Raw genomic sequence first — 17295 nt, forward strand, 5'->3', positions numbered from 1 at the left:
AACCCATCACATTTACATTTCGTTTGCCATACAATTCCATCACATTTTTCCACCTTCCAAACGTTTATTTTATCCCGAATTAACGGGCGGTGAAGACTAATCATCAACAAGGAATACAATCTCCCCACCAATGGAAGTTTCACTTTATCGTACCCATACAAAGCATGGGTACAAGGAAAATAAACAAAAAAAAGCATACCGCCGCTTGACGATATGCAAAGGAATGCATAAAAGCGTACGTTACGATATACGCAACGTACGCTTCTCATAAGACAAAAAAGTCCTATATATCCGCACGGGTTGCGTAATGATATGAATGTTTTCCGCCATTTAACAGAGCTAAGCCCATTACATTTACGATTACAATCATTACGCACACCCCTTTCATTTATTTTCCATTTATAATCTTACAACTTTATTGAGTATTCTGTCAATTGTTTTTTTAGCTATAGAATAAAATAATCTTTTATCACAAAAATGAAAGTGATGCATTCTACTTATAATCCAGTTTAAAATAAGAGAATCTTCTGTAAGAAAGGGCATACAAAATAAAAAAGAATAAGAAATCGTTTTCACAAAAATTTCATTTGAAAAATATTATCAACCCCCCTACAATCACCTTATACTCACTCTTACAAGTTGCTATTTTAGGAGGACTAATCATGACAACTAGCAATACGTACAAATTTTATTTAAACGGAGAATGGAGAGAAAGCTCTTCAGGTCAAACAATCGAAATTCCATCTCCATACTTACACGAAGTAATTGGTCAAGTACAAGCAATTACTCGCGGAGAAGTAGACGAAGCAATTGCATCTGCAAAAGAAGCTCAAAAATCATGGGCAGAAGCTTCTCTACAAGATCGCGCAAAATATTTATATAAATGGGCTGATGAGCTCGTAAATATGCAAGATGAAATTGCCGATATCATTATGAAAGAAGTCGGTAAAGGATATAAAGATGCGAAAAAAGAAGTTGTTCGTACAGCTGACTTCATTCGTTACACTATTGAAGAAGCTCTTCATATGCACGGAGAAAGCATGATGGGCGATAGCTTCCCTGGCGGAACAAAATCTAAACTTGCGATTATCCAACGCGCACCACTTGGTGTTGTATTAGCAATCGCACCATTTAACTACCCAGTAAACTTATCTGCTGCAAAACTTGCACCAGCTCTTATTATGGGTAACGCGGTTATCTTCAAACCAGCAACTCAAGGTGCAATTAGTGGTATTAAAATGGTTGAAGCACTTCATAAAGCTGGCCTTCCAAAAGGTCTTGTAAACGTAGCTACAGGACGCGGTTCTGTAATTGGCGACTACTTAGTAGAGCACGAAGGCATCAATATGGTATCGTTCACAGGTGGTACAAACACAGGTAAACATTTAGCGAAAAAAGCTGCAATGATTCCACTTGTATTAGAACTTGGTGGTAAAGACCCTGGTATCGTTCGTGAAGATGCTGACTTACAAGATGCTGCAAATCATATCGTAAGCGGTGCATTCTCTTACTCTGGTCAACGTTGTACAGCTATTAAACGTGTACTTGTACACGAAAACGTAGCGGACGAGCTTGTTGGCTTATTAAAAGAGCAAGTAGCTAAATTATCAGTTGGATCTCCAGAACAAGACAGCACAATCGTTCCATTAATCGACGATAAATCTGCTGACTTCGTTCAAGGTTTAGTTGACGATGCTGCTGAAAAAGGTGCAACAATCGTTATCGGTAACAAACGTGAGCGTAACTTAATTTACCCAACATTAATCGACCACGTAACAGAAGAAATGAAAGTTGCTTGGGAAGAGCCATTCGGCCCAATCCTTCCAATCATCCGTGTTTCTTCAGATGAACAAGCAATTGAAATTGCTAACAAATCAGAGTTCGGTCTGCAAGCAAGTGTCTTCACAAAAGACATTAACAAAGCATTTGCAATTGCTAACAAAATCGAAACTGGTTCTGTTCAAATTAACGGACGCACAGAGCGCGGCCCTGACCACTTCCCATTCATCGGTGTAAAAGGTTCAGGTATGGGCGCACAAGGTATTCGTAAGAGCCTTGAGTCTATGACACGTGAAAAAGTAACTGTATTAAACTTAGTTTAATCTTATATGTAGAAGCTGATCTAATTTTAGGTCAGCTTCTTTTTATATAATTTAGTTCACGGTTTGATTTTGCATAGGCAAATTTACACATTCTACAGAAATTTGATACCCTAGCCAGCGCTGAGCAATATGTTCAAATGATGAAACAGAGCCTGTTGTAAAAAATCGATGCTTCAGATTCAGATTCTCAGACAAAATCCCTTGGTGTTGTAAAATCGTGCTTAACTCTATCGCTGTTTCTTCTGCAGAACTAATAATCGTCACATCTTCTCCTAATTCCTTTTCTATATATGATTCTAAAAGTGGATAATGCGTACAACCAAGAATTAACGTATCTATATCTTCTTTCGTTAATGGCAATAAAGCTTGTTTTACTTGTTTCGTTACATACGCTGTATCTTCTAATTGATTTTCTACAACTGTAGCTAAAGTTGGGCAACCATAGCTATGCACTTCTACATATGTATGTAGCTCGTGTAACGCTTTTTCATACATATTGGACTTTATCGTACCTACTGTTCCAATTACTCCAATCTTCCCATTCTTCGTCACTTTAATGGCCGCTCTTGCTCCTGGATGTATAACACCAATAACTGGAATAGCTAGTGCTTCTTGCAGTGCAGTCAATGCAGCAGCTGCACCCGTATTACAAGCTACTACTAGCGCTTTTAATGGAAATTGTTTGAGGAACTCAACCATTTCAAATATAAAAGATTCCACTTCTGCTACATCTCTTGGGCCATACGGACAACGCTTATTATCACCAATATAGTAAATGCTTTCTTTAGGCAATTGACGCATAATCTCACTCGCAACTGTTACTCCCCCAACCCCTGAATCTAGTACACCTATTACAGAATTCTTATTAGATGCATACATACACTTCATCCCCTTCTCTATCTTCTAGCAGCAATAACATTTATCCCGCTATTTATGGGCAGCAAGACTCCCGTCTCGAAATTCGGCGAGTGCGAGGAAGTTAGGTGGGAGATCAGCTGCCCGTAAAAGCCCGATTGGTTCAACTAATAATCAGTGGGGGATGGACAAAACCCCCACTGATTAAAGTGTCATTTTATTATATTATGAAAATTCAAAGATTGTATATTATTGCCCTCACCTTTAATAACAAACTCTTCTCCATAATCTGATTATTACTATATCCATTGACGTATAAAAATTCATTTGTTACTCTTAAATACGTTAATTTAATATTTAAATCCTCATTCGTATCTCGGTGAGGTAGAGGTTGCAGTCATTAAGAGTATCATTTCAGGAGATGTAGTGGCATTGATGAATGAATGAGGAAGGAATGATTGCCGAAGTAAGCCGTGTCCACCATGCACGCTTGCTGGGTCTGCATTTAATAAGTGCAGAACTGTCACAAACGTTTCGTTTGTGGAGAGCTATCGAGAGGTATGTCGTGGGTTTCTTATAAGATAGAAAGCATGTAGCGGCAAATTTACGTGCTTTTTTTGTTTTGTTTGGAACTTCTCTTCCTTACCAGGAAGACATACATATCTCCTCGCTTGACTTGGTTATACTAACTTTGGAGGTATTTTCTATGCAACAAAAAAAATGGGGCTTTTGGGTACTAACAGCTTTCGTTGTCGGTAACATGGTTGGCGCTGGTATTTTCATGGTGCCAAGTACGTTGGCACAAACAGCAAGCCCTCTCGGTGTCACTTTAGCTTGGTTAACAACAGGGTTTGGTGTTTTAATGCTAGCTCTTGTTTTCGGTAATTTAGCAATTCGTCGTCCTGATTTAACGACAGGACCACAAAGTCATGCATATGCTTTATTCTCATCACCAAAAAAGAAAAAAATGGCTGGTTTCAGCATGGTGTGGGGATATTGGGTTGCAAACTGGGCAAGTAACGTTGCCATCATTACGTCTTTTGCGGGATATTTATCACTCTTCTTCCCGATTATGAAAGATACACGTCTATTGTTTTCAATTGGCTCTTTCGATATAGAAGTTGGAAAACTAATTACATTTACAATTTGTTCCGTCTTACTTTGGGGAACTCATTTAATTTTAACAAACGGTGTAAGCGGAGCCGGAAAACTAAACTTCTTAGCAACAACAACGAAAGTAACTGGATTCCTTCTATTCATCGTCGTTACTTTATTTGCATTCGAAGCCTCAAAGTTTGGACAATGGTACACACCGATGATCGATAAAGAAGGCGTATCACACGGGCTTCTATCACAAGTAAACTTAGCTGCTCTAACAACACTTTGGGCATTTATCGGAATTGAATCAGCCGTTCTTTTATCCAATAGAGCTGTTTCTCCAAAAACGGTAAAGCGTGCCACTGTTGCAGGTTTACTTATTACAGTTGCAATTTACTTAGGAATTACAATTTTAACAATGGGTGTACTTCATGTTGATAAATTACAAACTTCTGAACGTCCATTAGCAGACGCATTAAACGCAGCGATGGGTCATGGCGGTGGGAAACTTATGGCATTACTTGCTCTTACTTCCCTATTCGGTTCAATATTAGGTTGGATTTTATTAAGCTCAGAAGTACCTTATCAAGCAGCAAAAGAAGGTTTCTTCCCTTCCTTCTTTACAAAAACAAATAAAAAAGGAAGCCCAATCTATTCACTACGATTAACAAACATTATGTCGCAAGTGTTCTTATTCTCAACATTATCAGGAACAATCGCGGAAGCTTATACATTCGTTATTACAGTATCAACTTTAGCCTATCTCATTCCATATCTCGTTTCACCAATCTTCCAGTTAAAACTAGTCGCAACTGGTGAAACATATAAAAATGAAATGCGGGCAAGAATTATGGATGGCATAGTCGCAGTTATCGCACTTTGCTATGCACTATGGGTTATTAAAACCGGCGCATCCGATATAAAAACATTCCTTCTCGGAATTGGTTTATTCGTAATCGGCTTTGCCTTCTATCCATTAATGAATCGTGATCAGAAAAAAAATAACGAAAAGAAAAACGAGCAAGTTGCATAACGCAATTTGCTCGTTTTTTACTTAATAAAACATATATAATAGAACAAAGAGGTGAAAAACATGTCAATCGAATCGCTATGGAGCAGTCGCTTCCAACAACATATTCAAAATATCATCACATACTTTGCACGTATGATTAACGGTTTACTATATAGCTTTATCTTTATTACATGCGTTGGTGCATATTATTACGCTCAGTTTCTGAAAGCATCTCCGTCTAAAGGAATATCTTTATTACTCATCACAGCCGTACTTACACTCATTATAACAAGATGCCCAATTCGCACCTTTATGCAAAAACCTGACGCTGTCTATTTGCTAGCACTAGAAGAGAAATTAACATCTTATTTTAAAAAATCTCTTCTATATAATTACATCATTCAGCTTTTCCCACTCGTATTTACGTTCCTTATCATGGTACCGCTTGCCATGCAATCATTACAATTAACCGTACCTTTTTTATGTACAATCTTTATCGTTTTGATGATTTTAAAAGGCTGGAACATATACATACATTGGATATGGCGTGATAGTCATGAAAAAAATATATGGCTTATCATTCGTATTGCTTGTAACACACTTATCATTTACATGCTGTTTTATATTGCAAATATCATTATGTTAGGCGGATTACTATTACTTCTTGCTTTCCTACTTCTTTATACGAAAAAACAGCCCACAAAACGAATACCGTGGGAATACATAATCGAGCAAGAAGAAAAAATGAACATACGCTTTTATCAATTCGCTAGCATCTTCACTGATGTTCCGCAAATGAATAAACAAGTAAACAAAAGAAAATGGCTTACAAATTGGATTGAACCTATATTACATAAAAAACAAGCAACATTCTTCTATTTACATACACTAGCGTTTTTACGTGGTAATGATTATTTCGGTATATATATTCGCTTAAGTATTCTCGGTGCCTTCACCCTATATTTTGTACCGAATATTTACGTGAAAGGCGCTATCGCTTACGGCGTCCTATATATGATCTCTATGCAGCTTCGTTCCCTGTGGAAGTATTTTTCGGGAAATATTATCGTAGCATTATATCCAATTAGCACCGATGAAAGAATGAATCAATTTCTCAGCTTAATTTTTATGTTAATAAGCATTCAATTAGTTGTATTTTCAGGCGTTGTACTTATTGCTACAAGACAATTATTAATTGGCTTTATCATTGTAGTAATAGGAATGCTATGGATCAAATTTATTATCATACCGAAAACAAAGAAGAGGATTTCTTCGTTTTAGTTCAAAAAGAGGCTGCACATAGCAGCCTCTTTTCTCGTCCCAAAATTTCTAATCACTTTTCGTAGGCATTTCTCATATAGTGAAAATGACTATACAATTCCTATCCATAAGTTAAATAATAATTTCGCACATATAAAGTGAAACTTTAATCAGTGGGGGTTTTGTTCATCCCCCACTGATTATTAGTTGAACCAATCGGGCTTTTACGGGCAGTTGATCTCCCACCTAACTCCTTTGCTTTACAGCCGAATTTTGAGGTGGGAGTCTTACTGCCCGTTAATGCGGGACAAATAAAAAAGATGGGAGCTCTACTATGAACAACAATCCACCTTCTCCCCCCCCAAAAACAACTCAGAAGAAAATAGCCGTGACATTACACTACAAACATTACGGGTCATCGGAATCATCGTCCTCATTAGTGGTTATATTCTCGTCGCTCTCTCTGAAGTAGGTGTACTGAAGAATTTGTTAACTAATCCTAACGCCAATCCTGACTTAGCTGAAGTTGATCCGTTTTAGGGGCTATATATAAAGCGAGTCCCCGTATAGCTAGTTCGCTTTTCATATAGTTTTATCCAATCTGCGAAACTTCTCTCTCATCCTGATACTTCTCTTTCCCAATTGCCTTCATAAATAATAAAATACTGCTCATACCAACGATAAAATATAGAGCACTCATTCCCCAAGATGCAATAAATGAACCTAACATAACACCTAATGCACCGTTCATTTTCGCTACTTGAAAGACCATTCCGTTAATCGCCATATACGAACCTCTCGCCTCATTTGGCACCATATCTGCCATAATGGATTGACGAACCGGAACATACATCATCTCTCCTACTGTTTGGAATAGCCCTGCAATTAATAAAATCCATAAGCTATTGCTCGTTCCGAGTATTGTAAATCCAATTGTGTAAATGAATAAACCTACATACAAGATTTTCAAATCATTGAAACGCTTTAACATCTTAATAATAAGCGCCGAACATAAAACAACTAAAATTGTATTCTCTGCAGATATCCAGCTCAGCATTCGAATACCTGTTAAATCAAAAGTAAAACCATTTCCGAATAAAAAGTGAACCGTTTCAAATTCCTTCTGCAAACGCACCCCTAAATAATTATTAATTTGAAACTCTAAAGATAACGTACATATACTCGCTGCACAAAAGATTAAAAACGCTCGGTCTTTCATAACAACTTTATAACTTTCCGCCATATCTCTTAATACATTTTTCTTCTCTACTGTTTTGCGAGCCACATACACTTCTTCCATATATACAGCCATAACATATAAAGTAATTACAGCAACAGCCGTTAATACAATAAACAATTGTAAGCGATAGTTTTCAAATAGTAGCCCGCCAAATATCGCTCCAATTGCAATGGATAAGTTAATAGCCCAGTAGTTAATGCTGTACATAACCTTTCGATTTTCAGGTGTACTCACATCTATTAACATCGCCTCGGTCGCTGGATTCATAAGTCCAGATCCTAAGCTATTTACTAACATAAATAAAAACGTTAACCACGGTGAGTCTACGTAATCCGAATTCGCAACTCCCATACAAGCAATGGAAACGGCCTGTATACTTTGACCTATAATCATTACTTTTTTACGTCCAAGCCGATCTCCAATATACCCGCCATATAAACCAATTATTAATGAAGCTAACACATTAATTAGTAGTAAAGCGCCAGCAATCGCACTGCCTAATTTTATTGAAAAATAAATCGCCATAAATGGAAAAATCATCGTTGATACAGTTCGTGTTAAAAATGATGTTATAATTCTAATTTTTATATTTCGATGCATACTCCAAAACCCCATCGTTTCTCCCTCCTTATGCTTATTCATTTTACTTTGAAAAAGAGGAAGAAAAAGGTTAGAATATTCTAAAGAGTTTCCCCTTTTATACAGAAGGACGTGTATACATATGAAAATTATGGACTATTATATTAGACTAAGGCTGCATGTACAAGATCAACAGCATATGCGAAATAGCTTACAAGAATTAGCGAATATTTTATATTGCAGTACGAAAAACGTGAAGATTTTATTAAAGAAAATGAGCGAAGAACAATTAATTTGCTGGACTCCAGGGCGAGGCCGCGGGAATAAGACGGAAATTATATTTTCACATACTTTAATAGAAGCAATTGAATTATATACAGATGAACTTTTAGAGCAAGAAAAGTTAAAAGATATCTTTCTTCTTTTAACAGAACCCCTTCCTCTTGCACTTCAGAAAAAAATAGAAAGTAAACTACATCATCATTTTGGCTATGAACCTTCAAATGATATGTACGACATATTAAAGATCCCTATATCAAGAAAGATATTACCGTTAGATCCGGCTTTTGCGGCTGTAACTACGGAGAGCCATCTTACTAGTCAAATTTTTGATACATTAGTCGTTTATAACGATGTTACAGAAAAAATGGAACCACATCTTGCTCATACGTGGGAATTAAGTCAGGATCAACTTACGTGGACCTTTCATTTACGAAAAGATATACATTTTCATAACGAAACTCTTTTAACTTCTAAAGATGTTCAATTTTCATTTGAAAGATTAAAGCAAGTCCAATCTCCTTTCGAATGGTTAACAGAAGAAATTGTTCAAATTGAAACACCATTACCACTGCAAATACGATTCCATTTAGCAAAACCGAACTTATTTTTCTTACATTATGTGAGTTCAATGCAGCTCGCAATCTTGCCACATGATGCAGTCATTCAAAATCATCACTACATAGGTACTGGACCTTTTAAACTTGCTCATTACTCTGAAGATAATATCGTACTCGAAGCTTTCACCCATTATTTTAAAGAGCGTGCGTTACTAGACCGTATTGAGTTTTGGCGTATTCCAGATCATGTGAAAATACATTCTGATTATGAACTGCCAAATGAAAATGAAAACGAAAGACACGATATCCAAATAGAAGAAATAGGTTGCATTTATGCTAGCTTCAATTTTAAAAAAACTGGTCCCCATCACGATATTTACTTTCGTAAAGCTTGGAGAGAAATATATGATGTTGAAACGATACTTTGTAACATAGAAGGAAGACGAACAATTGCTGCATCAAGCTTCTTTCCTGAAAGAAGCCGTCATCAAACCCCGAGAAGATCCTACTCTTTAGAAAAAGCGAAAGAGTATTTGAAAAAGAGCACATATAATGGAGAAATAATACATATTTACTTCTTCGCATTTAAAGATAGTGCAAACGACGCAGACTTCCTAAAAGAACGTTGCGAACAATTAGGAGTGCAAGTAGAACTTCACCCATTTCTCGTTTCAGATTATACGGATCGTTCTATTGATAAACATGCCGATATCATTTTAATGGGAGAAGTATTTGCCACTGAGCATGAAATGGCATTTTTAAACGTATTTAAAAATAAAAATTGCTTTATAAATCGATTCATGGACCCGCACTATGAAAAACAAATTAATTTTTTACTAGATACATTTTTATTAGAAGAAAATAAAGAAAAGCGCTATGAACTCATGTATGAAATTGAAGAGTTTTTGCAAGCTGAATACATTATTTTATTTAACTATCACGTTTTAAAAAGAAAAACATATCCCTCTTCTTTAAAAAACGTAACAATTGATTCATTCGGTTGGGCGAATTTTGCGAAGTTATGGATACAGCCATCCCCGCACTAAAATGTGAGGGTTTCGAATATATATTCTTTATAAAAGGAGAGAAACTATGAGAGGAAACATAGAAAGAAGGCTTTCCTATCTATACACAGGTGAGTTATTTTCAGTCATTACTTTTATTTTTGCAAGTTACTTAATTAATTATGCTTATCCTACATTATATTTATATTCCCTGTATTCTTTTTGGGTCTCATTTCTTCTTTTAGAGTTTCTCTTACTACAAGGAACTGTTTACTGGTACGTAAAGTGGAAAAGACTAAAAAAAGAAAAAACATCTGTTACGCCTATTTGGATCATTCAATATTTAAAAAGACTAAAAAAGATAAATATAGGATTGATTATCACAGGACTTGGTATGTTTATTATTGATTTTTTGATTTGGTATCCCCACTTACCTTTTGGCGGGCTATCATTCTCCCTATTTGTTTATGTTTTTGCATTATTTGAGTATATTAACTATTATCATATTCAGCTTTCATATGATAACACCTCTGATATTAAATATTTAATAAAATCAAAAAAACTAAAACAGTCCTGTATGAGTAAAGATTTTCAACGGATTTCATAAAAGATTAGACTCCACTTATGAAAATTTTAGGCTAATAAAAACTAAGCAACTTTTATGAATGTAAGAGAAGGTACTACACGTTTAGTCGTACCTTCTCACGCACAAAGATGCAAACTATTATTTAATTACTTCATCCAAATGATTTTTCAAGTTTAATAAAAACTTATCTATATTAGGATTCTTCACCACATCATAGCATGCAAAACTCTTTAACGGACTCATACCGAGAAATTTCTGCACGCGATGTAAATGACTAATCGCTGATTCTAAACTTTCTCCTTCAAAGAATTTCGTCTTATCTCCGAATGCCTTTTCAGGTGTATTCCAAGTTGTAGAAAACATATACTGCTTCTCTTTTAATAAACCACCTGTTCCGTATTCATCTGCGCCTTTAAAGAACAAGCCATATTCATATACTTCATCCATATACGTTTTAAATAATCCAGGTACACTAAACCAGTAAATTGGTGTTTGATAAATCACAACATCAGCCCATAAAAACTTCTCTTGTTCTCCTTTAATACTATATCCATCTTGAATCGTTGTTGTTTTCACATGATGATTCTCACTTAATACAGTTACCATATAATCAACTAACGTTTTATTTAGTCGTCCTTCCTTTGAACCGTATTTCTCATGTCCATTTATAATCAATATATTTTTCATCACATTTCTCTCCCCTATATTTTTATTCCTCAGCTATTAAGCCAAGTTGCTGTTTTAACGTAAGATTATCTTCTAAATGCCAATCTTCCGTTATCTTTCCGTCTTTCACATGCAAAATATCAATCGCAAAAAAACTAATTTTTTTATCATTATGAGTTCCTGTAAAAGAAAGACGGGCTGTTACTTTATCACCAACCACTAATAAATCTTCAATTTCACAATGTATATTTGGAACTACTTTACGGAAATTTTGCGCTGCAAACTTTAATCCTTCCGTACCTTGTGGGCGATCTTTCGGTAGTGTGTTATCAAAGAATGTATCAGTAACAGTCTGCGGAATAAGTTTCTCCTTACCTGTATCCCAAAATGCGTAAAAACGCTGGGCTGCATGAACCATTTCTGTCGCTTCTCTTTTGCTTAGTGAAGGATCGATTGTCATTGTTTTTGGCTTCGGCATTTCCTTCAATAATTGGATCTCAGTTTTTTGCTCCCCACTACACGCTACAAGCACAATACAAATGACCAAAAAACTTAGTAACGCAAATAACCTTTTTATACCCATGGAAATCACCTCCTCCTGCTACAAACCCTTTTTATTTCGTATTGCTATTGTATATGCACTAACTTCCCTTTTGGAAGTAGTGATATTTTTTTCATATAGTTACCAAAAAGATAGTTTTGTGATACTATAAAGCAAATTCACATAATTTTTTTATGGAGGCTAGTTCCATGAGCAATATAGATCCGGTTATATTAACGAAAGGTTCACCAGGTATTCCATGCCCTATCGCCAAAACACTTGACGTAATTAGTACAAAATGGACTTTTTTAATTATTCGTGACCTTCTTATTGAAGGAACATTACGCTTTAGTGATTTACAAAAATCAATGGATGGCATTAGCCCGAAAACATTGTCACTTCGACTAAAAGAGTTAGAAACGCAAGGGATTATAACGAGAAAAGTGTATCCAGAAGTTCCGCCTCGTGTAGAGTACACATTAACGGATAAAGGAAAGCAATTAGAAAGTATCTTTATAGAATTAAAACGGTTTGGATTAAATTTATAAAATAAAAACCCCTTACAACAGTAAGGGGTTTTTCGTTACTTATTAAATTACCTCGCCAAACTTTCAGCTAACTGCTTCTCTCTCCACATAAATGTAATGCCGAGACCAACTATTAAAACAACTCCTGAGAAAGCATATGGATAATGAATATTTACATCAAATAATATTCCACCCATCGCTGGTCCAACAATATTTCCTAAGCTCGTATAAGTTGAGTTCATTCCAGCAACAAACCCTTGCTCTTTTCCAGCTGCTTTTGATAAAAACGTCGTTAACGCTGGACGCAGTAAATCGAAAGCTAAGAAAATAAAACAAGTAACAAGGAGCACAATCCAATAATTAAAGACTATTGTTGAAACAAACGCTAACACTGCTCCTACAATTAAACATAATTGAATTAGCACTTTTTCACCGAATATGTCCACTAATTTCCCAAACATAAATACTTGTACAACTACCCCAAAAATTGAACTAATTGTAATAATTGCAGCAATATCTTTCGGTGTGAAACCAAATTTATGATCAGAAAACAGACTAAAAACAGTTTCATATGCGGATAAACCGAATGCAAGCACAAATACAATAATAAACGCTATAGCATACATTGGATTTAAAGATTTCTTTAAATCTCCGATAAAACTTGATTCCTTCGTATTAGTAGAAATCTCTGCAAGCTCCTCTTTCGTTAACGGCTCTTTCAAAATAAATATAGAAATAATGCATGCCATAAAGGCAATAACTGCTGCCACAAAGAACGGTACACGTATACCATATTCTGCAATAAATCCGCCGATTCCAGGTCCTATTATAAAGCCAGTACTAATAGCCGCAGACAGATATCCCATCGCTTTTGGACGTTCCTGAATAGATGTAATATCAGCAACATATGCTGTAACGCCAGGCATAATAAACGCAGCACTAATCCCGCCCAGCATCCTTGCTACATAAAGCATCCATACATCTTTTCCTAATCCAAAAAGAAGCTCTGAAACACCAAAAATAAATAATCCAATGATAATCATTTTCTTCCTACCGTAAAGGTCGACCCATCGACCAGTAATTGGTGAAGTAAGAAGTTGGGCCATTGCAAATACTGCAACGAGATATCCCATCGTTTTCCCTGTTAAATTCATATCATTCATAAAGGACGGCATAACTGGAATGATTAATCCAATGCCTAAAAAAGCAATAAATATATTACTTAAAAGAATGATTAATACCATCTTTTGTTCTTTAATTGGTTTCTTCAATGATTAACACCTCTTCCCATAAAACTCATTTCTGTACAGTTTCTCTCAAAAATAATGCCCAAGAAGTTTTTTCTTTATCCCAATTGGTGAGGGTGGAACCCCCATACTGATTAAAGTTTCGCTTTACCCTTCAGCATATGCATAAAAACAAACTGAATGATTATCATTCAGTTTGTGCATGAAATGAATCCACCCTTTTATTTCTGATGAATTCACCCAGTCGTTTATTCTTTTACCTCGCTATTTGCGGGCAGTAAGACTCCCACCTCAAAATTCGGCGAATGCGAGGAAGTTATGCGGGAGATAACTGCCCTTAAATGCCCGATTGGTGTGGGCTAATAATCAGTGGGAAATGTCCCCCCACTGATTAAAGTTTCACTTTATATGTAGTGCATGTGTTAAAAAATCTAACACCTCTGCTTTTTGGAGTTCAACTTGCTCATCATCTTTATGATCATATAAATGAACTTGTTCAGCTGCTGATTCAACAAGAGCGATAAATAACTTCGCAGTTCTTTCTGCATGAATTGAATCACGAATTTCACCTAATTCTTTTGCCTCGCTTAAAAATTCACTTAGCCATTTATAAAGAGGCTCATATACAGCTTCCCATTCTTTTATATGTTCAGTAGATGCAAGACCCGCATACATTAAAGCTTGTATCTCACGATATTCCGCTATAAAGTCAAAAACAGCATCTATTACTTGCGTAACTTTCTTTGAAAAAGGTCCATCGTTCTGTACCTTTTCTTTTACTGCAAGTATCATCTTTTCAACCATCACTTCTGCTATTGCAGGCATAACAGATAACTTAGAAGGAAAATATAAATAGAAAGTTCCTTGCGCAATACCAGCCAATTTCACGATATCAGAAATCTTTGTTTTTTCAACGCCCTTTTCCTGAAACACTTCAATAGCTGCAAAGATAATTTTCTCTTTTTTATTCATCATCTAAACCCTTTCACACGCGTATTGAATGACTGTCACTCATTTTATAAGAAAGTGCATTATACTGTCAATCATAGTGTATTATTTCATCTTATTATATAGAAAAAATCTCCTAATAGACGATTCATTGTTCTATTAGGAGACAAAAATATAATATATAATTTGTGCTATAGTATACTTCTTAAGAAAGAGCCTTTAATCCCGTCACTCCGCATACAATAAGAGCTACACTAATAATACGTGCCTTACTTTTCGATTCACCAAACAGAAACATATTTAATAAAACTGCGCCTGCTGTTCCAATGCCAATCCAAACCGCATAGGCCACACTTACTTGTAAGAACAAGAAAGATGTGTATAAGAATGCGAAGGAAGTTGCAAATCCACCTATATAAATCGCTCCATTTGCTAACGTCTTATCTTTACTATACATTTTAAGGCCTATCACACCGACTATTTCACTAATTGCAGCACAAAATACGAAAATCCAACCCATTTTTAAGCAGCTCCTTCCATAGTTTCTTCCACAGTCTCTGCTTTATTATCAGCCAATTTTAAACCGATCACGCCAGCTACAACCATCACAATGAAGAATAATTTTCCTAAACTAAAACTTCCACCGAAAAGAAAAACATCCATTAAGAAAGTTCCTACAGTACCAGCACCAGCAAACACCGCATATACTGTCCCTGTCGCCAGATGTTCACACGCTTTAGAAAGAAAATGAAAATCAACAGCGATAACTCCTACAATAATGACCCAATGCCACCAAGTATGGGCTGTATTAAAACCAAACACCCAGAAGACTTCAAAAATACATGTTAATATGACATATAACCAAGCTTTATTTTTCATACCTCTCACCTTTTATAACTGACTGACCGTCAGTCAGTTTATTTGTTTGTTTTTTTAAAATATAATCTCACACTAAATAATATATAAACCAATATCATCCTCTTTTATCATTATATTTGTTCCGTCACCAAGCTGACTAAGATTATAAAGTTCTTTCAAATTCTTACGCCCCAAAAGAGATTCAATGTAATTTTAACATCCCCCTATTAATGAGCTCTCGTGTTCCCTTATCTTCCTGTATAAATTGCTTATCTACATCCTCTCACGAAAAATGACTGAATGTCATTCATAAACATTCTACATGAACAATTTGTGAAGTGTCAACAGCGAATTTTCATGCTAAATAAGGACAAAAGAAACAAAAATCCCCTCACCATATATGTGTGAAGGGGGATTATAAAAAAAATTTCAACTCGACTGTATATTTTTCAATACTCTGTCAATAATGGTAGTAACAAAATATTTTCTCCATTCCCCCTTGGAGATCCCTTTGAATCGGGCAGTTGCTTTTAGCTAGCTGCTCTTTTTTAATTTTTCATTACATTATGATGAAATGCTCACAAATCAATTCCAAAACAAAAAAACTGAATTCCCTTTTCCACATAAAAAAGGAAACACAGTGTTTTGTACGCTATTTATTTTCCAACGAGTCTTTGTACGCAATAATTTTATTTTCAAGCATCTTCTCTGTAATTACTAAGTTTTCTCTTTGAGTTTGAATAGATTTTTTATGATCTTCTAAAAGCTGTAACCGGGCTTCGGTTGTATGCTCCCCTTCTGTATATAATCTAGCGTATTCTCTTATTTTCGCTATCGGCATTTGCGTTTGTTTTAACTTCATTACAAACTGCAACCACTTTATATGTGACTCTTCATAGAGTCGATTCCCATTGGCATCACGGTTTGCAATTAATATATTCTCCTTTTCATAATATCGTAATGTATGTGTGCTCACTCCTAATAATTTCGCTACCTCGCTAATTGTGTACATAATTATTCTCCTTCACACGATATGTATCCTCATATATTTTACTACCTTATCTAAATTTCAAAAAACATTTGACTTAGAGTGTACTCTAACTAATACAATCTAAACATAAATAAGTCAATTTGAATTCAGGGGGAGTTTATATGAAATATACTGTTATTACTGGTGCTAGTTCAGGAATCGGCTATGAATCAGCTTTAGCCTTTGCATCTCGCGGAAAAAACTTAATACTCGTAGCACGAAGACAAGCAGAATTAGAAGAATTAAAATTAAAAATTAACGAAATGAATCCGGAATTGGATGTTGTCATTCGAAGAACTGATTTATCCGTCACTGAAGAAGTTTATAAACTTTATGAAAGTCTACAAAGTTTTCAAATTGAAACGTGGATTAATAACGCAGGTTTTGGTAATTTCGCCTCAATTGCTGAACAAAATTTAAACAAAATCGAAACGATGTTGCATGTAAATATAGAAGCACTAACAATACTTTCTTCCCTTTTCGTTCGAGATTATTCAATGACCGAAGGAACACAGCTTATTAACGTTTCATCAGGCGGTGGATACACGATTGTTGCTAACGCTATTACGTACTGCGCTACGAAATTCTATGTAAGTGCATTTACAGAAGGACTATCTCACGAACTGAAAGAACAAGGTGCAAAACTACAAGCAAAAGTTTTAGCTCCTGGCGCAACTGAAACAGAATTCGCGAAACGTTCATTTAATATTGATGAGTTCCAATACGATAATGTTGTACCGAAATTTCATACTGCAAAACAAATGGCACAATTTATGCTCGACCTTTATGATAACGACAAAGTTGTAGGGCTTGTCGACGGTTCTACGTATAACTATGAACTTAGAGATCCACTTTATAATTTTGCCATGAGACAAACGAATTCAAATTCCTAATAACATCTCA

16 protein-coding genes, 1 pseudogene and 1 riboswitch are annotated in these 17295 nt (G+C 35.5%); of the genes and pseudogenes, 8 read left to right on the forward strand and 9 right to left on the reverse strand.

Features of this window, described 5'->3' with window-relative positions; translation table 11 throughout:
* The first annotated feature begins 662 nt into the window (after positions 1–662).
* Complete coding sequence (gene gapN, locus MR109_RS18950; protein WP_048373546.1) at positions 663–2102, forward strand: NADP-dependent glyceraldehyde-3-phosphate dehydrogenase; 1440 nt, start codon at positions 663–665, stop codon at positions 2100–2102.
* A gap of 51 nt (positions 2103–2153) precedes the next feature.
* On the opposite strand, the gene racE is transcribed toward gapN, so the two are convergent.
* The gene (gene racE, locus MR109_RS18955) at positions 2154–2981 is read right to left on the reverse strand and encodes a glutamate racemase (protein WP_242273518.1); all 828 of its coding nucleotides are present in this window, start codon (positions 2979–2981) and stop codon (positions 2154–2156) included.
* Between the two features lie 353 nt (positions 2982–3334).
* Positions 3335–3516, forward strand: a riboswitch (Lysine riboswitch).
* A 147-nt stretch (positions 3517–3663) separates the two neighbouring features.
* On the opposite strand from racE, the gene MR109_RS18960 reads away from it, so the two are divergent.
* The 3 genes and pseudogenes from MR109_RS18960 to MR109_RS18970 all read left to right on the forward strand — a co-directional run bounded on the left by MR109_RS18960 (position 3664) and on the right by MR109_RS18970 (position 6867).
* Positions 3664–5088 carry an amino acid permease gene (locus MR109_RS18960; RefSeq protein WP_242273519.1) on the forward strand — a complete coding sequence of 475 codons (1425 nt, stop codon included), beginning with the start codon at positions 3664–3666 and terminating at the stop codon, positions 5086–5088.
* Positions 5089–5148: 60 nt separating this feature from the next.
* Positions 5149–6348: an ABC transporter permease gene (locus MR109_RS18965; RefSeq protein ID WP_242273520.1), complete on the forward strand. Its 1200-nt coding sequence runs from the start codon at positions 5149–5151 to the stop codon at positions 6346–6348.
* A gap of 313 nt (positions 6349–6661) precedes the next feature.
* A pseudogene (locus MR109_RS18970) lies at positions 6662–6867 on the forward strand (hypothetical protein).
* A gap of 52 nt (positions 6868–6919) precedes the next feature.
* Here MR109_RS18970 and MR109_RS18975 read toward each other — a convergent pair.
* On the reverse strand, positions 6920–8182 hold the full coding sequence (locus MR109_RS18975) for an MDR family MFS transporter (RefSeq protein WP_242273521.1): 1263 nt from the start codon (positions 8180–8182) through the stop codon (positions 6920–6922).
* Between the two features lie 106 nt (positions 8183–8288).
* On the opposite strand from MR109_RS18975, the gene MR109_RS18980 reads away from it, so the two are divergent.
* Positions 8289–10031: an SgrR family transcriptional regulator gene (locus MR109_RS18980; RefSeq protein WP_242273523.1), complete on the forward strand. Its 1743-nt coding sequence runs from the start codon at positions 8289–8291 to the stop codon at positions 10029–10031.
* A 46-nt stretch (positions 10032–10077) separates the two neighbouring features.
* Positions 10078–10596: a general stress protein gene (locus MR109_RS18985; protein ID WP_242273525.1), complete on the forward strand. Its 519-nt coding sequence runs from the start codon at positions 10078–10080 to the stop codon at positions 10594–10596.
* 117 nt (positions 10597–10713) lie between these two features.
* Here MR109_RS18985 and MR109_RS18990 read toward each other — a convergent pair whose 3' ends face one another.
* Positions 10714–11262, reverse strand: coding sequence for an NAD(P)H-dependent oxidoreductase (locus tag MR109_RS18990; RefSeq protein WP_242273527.1), 549 nt, complete (start codon positions 11260–11262; stop codon positions 10714–10716).
* A 22-nt stretch (positions 11263–11284) separates the two neighbouring features.
* Positions 11285–11824: an ester cyclase gene (locus MR109_RS18995; protein ID WP_242273528.1), complete on the reverse strand. Its 540-nt coding sequence runs from the start codon at positions 11822–11824 to the stop codon at positions 11285–11287.
* Between the two features lie 167 nt (positions 11825–11991).
* On the opposite strand from MR109_RS18995, the gene MR109_RS19000 reads away from it, so the two are divergent.
* Positions 11992–12330, forward strand: coding sequence for a winged helix-turn-helix transcriptional regulator (locus MR109_RS19000; protein WP_002170535.1), 339 nt, complete (start codon positions 11992–11994; stop codon positions 12328–12330).
* A 47-nt stretch (positions 12331–12377) separates the two neighbouring features.
* Here the strand turns inward: MR109_RS19000 and MR109_RS19005 are convergent, their stop codons facing one another.
* The 5 genes from MR109_RS19005 to MR109_RS19025 all read right to left on the reverse strand — a co-directional run bounded on the left by MR109_RS19005 (position 12378) and on the right by MR109_RS19025 (position 16374).
* Positions 12378–13580: an MFS transporter gene (locus MR109_RS19005; protein WP_025150273.1), complete on the reverse strand. Its 1203-nt coding sequence runs from the start codon at positions 13578–13580 to the stop codon at positions 12378–12380.
* A gap of 375 nt (positions 13581–13955) precedes the next feature.
* The gene (locus MR109_RS19010; protein ID WP_025150272.1) at positions 13956–14531 is read right to left on the reverse strand and encodes a TetR/AcrR family transcriptional regulator; all 576 of its coding nucleotides are present in this window, start codon (positions 14529–14531) and stop codon (positions 13956–13958) included.
* 178 nt (positions 14532–14709) lie between these two features.
* Positions 14710–15024: a DMT family transporter gene (locus MR109_RS19015; protein ID WP_048373562.1), complete on the reverse strand. Its 315-nt coding sequence runs from the start codon at positions 15022–15024 to the stop codon at positions 14710–14712.
* A 2-nt stretch (positions 15025–15026) separates the two neighbouring features.
* Positions 15027–15383 carry a DMT family transporter gene (locus tag MR109_RS19020; RefSeq protein ID WP_002170531.1) on the reverse strand — a complete coding sequence of 119 codons (357 nt, stop codon included), beginning with the start codon at positions 15381–15383 and terminating at the stop codon, positions 15027–15029.
* Between the two features lie 631 nt (positions 15384–16014).
* The gene (locus MR109_RS19025; RefSeq protein ID WP_242273530.1) at positions 16015–16374 is read right to left on the reverse strand and encodes a MerR family transcriptional regulator; all 360 of its coding nucleotides are present in this window, start codon (positions 16372–16374) and stop codon (positions 16015–16017) included.
* 140 nt (positions 16375–16514) lie between these two features.
* On the opposite strand from MR109_RS19025, the gene MR109_RS19030 reads away from it, so the two are divergent.
* Positions 16515–17285 carry an SDR family NAD(P)-dependent oxidoreductase gene (locus MR109_RS19030; protein WP_242273532.1) on the forward strand — a complete coding sequence of 257 codons (771 nt, stop codon included), beginning with the start codon at positions 16515–16517 and terminating at the stop codon, positions 17283–17285.
* Positions 17286–17295: the final 10 nt, after the last annotated feature.

The sequence above is a fragment of the Bacillus cereus group sp. BfR-BA-01310 genome (assembly GCF_022664325.1).
In the GTDB taxonomy this organism is placed as follows: domain Bacteria; phylum Bacillota; class Bacilli; order Bacillales; family Bacillaceae_G; genus Bacillus_A; species Bacillus_A paramycoides.

Coding starts and splice junctions, on each gene's coding strand:
- gapN (WP_048373546.1), top strand. CDS start 663: ATGACAACTAGCAATACGTACAAATTTTATTTAAACGGAGAATGGAGA.
- racE (WP_242273518.1), bottom strand. CDS start 2,981: ATGTATGCATCTAATAAGAATTCTGTAATAGGTGTACTAGATTCAGGG.
- MR109_RS18975 (WP_242273521.1), bottom strand. CDS start 8,182: ATGGGGTTTTGGAGTATGCATCGAAATATAAAAATTAGAATTATAACA.
- MR109_RS19030 (WP_242273532.1), top strand. CDS start 16,515: ATGAAATATACTGTTATTACTGGTGCTAGTTCAGGAATCGGCTATGAA.
- MR109_RS19000 (WP_002170535.1), top strand. CDS start 11,992: ATGAGCAATATAGATCCGGTTATATTAACGAAAGGTTCACCAGGTATT.
- MR109_RS18960 (WP_242273519.1), top strand. CDS start 3,664: ATGCAACAAAAAAAATGGGGCTTTTGGGTACTAACAGCTTTCGTTGTC.
- MR109_RS18995 (WP_242273528.1), bottom strand. CDS start 11,824: ATGGGTATAAAAAGGTTATTTGCGTTACTAAGTTTTTTGGTCATTTGT.
- MR109_RS19020 (WP_002170531.1), bottom strand. CDS start 15,383: ATGAAAAATAAAGCTTGGTTATATGTCATATTAACATGTATTTTTGAA.
- MR109_RS18985 (WP_242273525.1), top strand. CDS start 10,078: ATGAGAGGAAACATAGAAAGAAGGCTTTCCTATCTATACACAGGTGAG.
- MR109_RS18980 (WP_242273523.1), top strand. CDS start 8,289: ATGAAAATTATGGACTATTATATTAGACTAAGGCTGCATGTACAAGAT.
- MR109_RS18990 (WP_242273527.1), bottom strand. CDS start 11,262: ATGAAAAATATATTGATTATAAATGGACATGAGAAATACGGTTCAAAG.
- MR109_RS19015 (WP_048373562.1), bottom strand. CDS start 15,024: ATGGGTTGGATTTTCGTATTTTGTGCTGCAATTAGTGAAATAGTCGGT.
- MR109_RS19025 (WP_242273530.1), bottom strand. CDS start 16,374: ATGTACACAATTAGCGAGGTAGCGAAATTATTAGGAGTGAGCACACAT.
- MR109_RS18965 (WP_242273520.1), top strand. CDS start 5,149: ATGTCAATCGAATCGCTATGGAGCAGTCGCTTCCAACAACATATTCAA.
- MR109_RS19010 (WP_025150272.1), bottom strand. CDS start 14,531: ATGATGAATAAAAAAGAGAAAATTATCTTTGCAGCTATTGAAGTGTTT.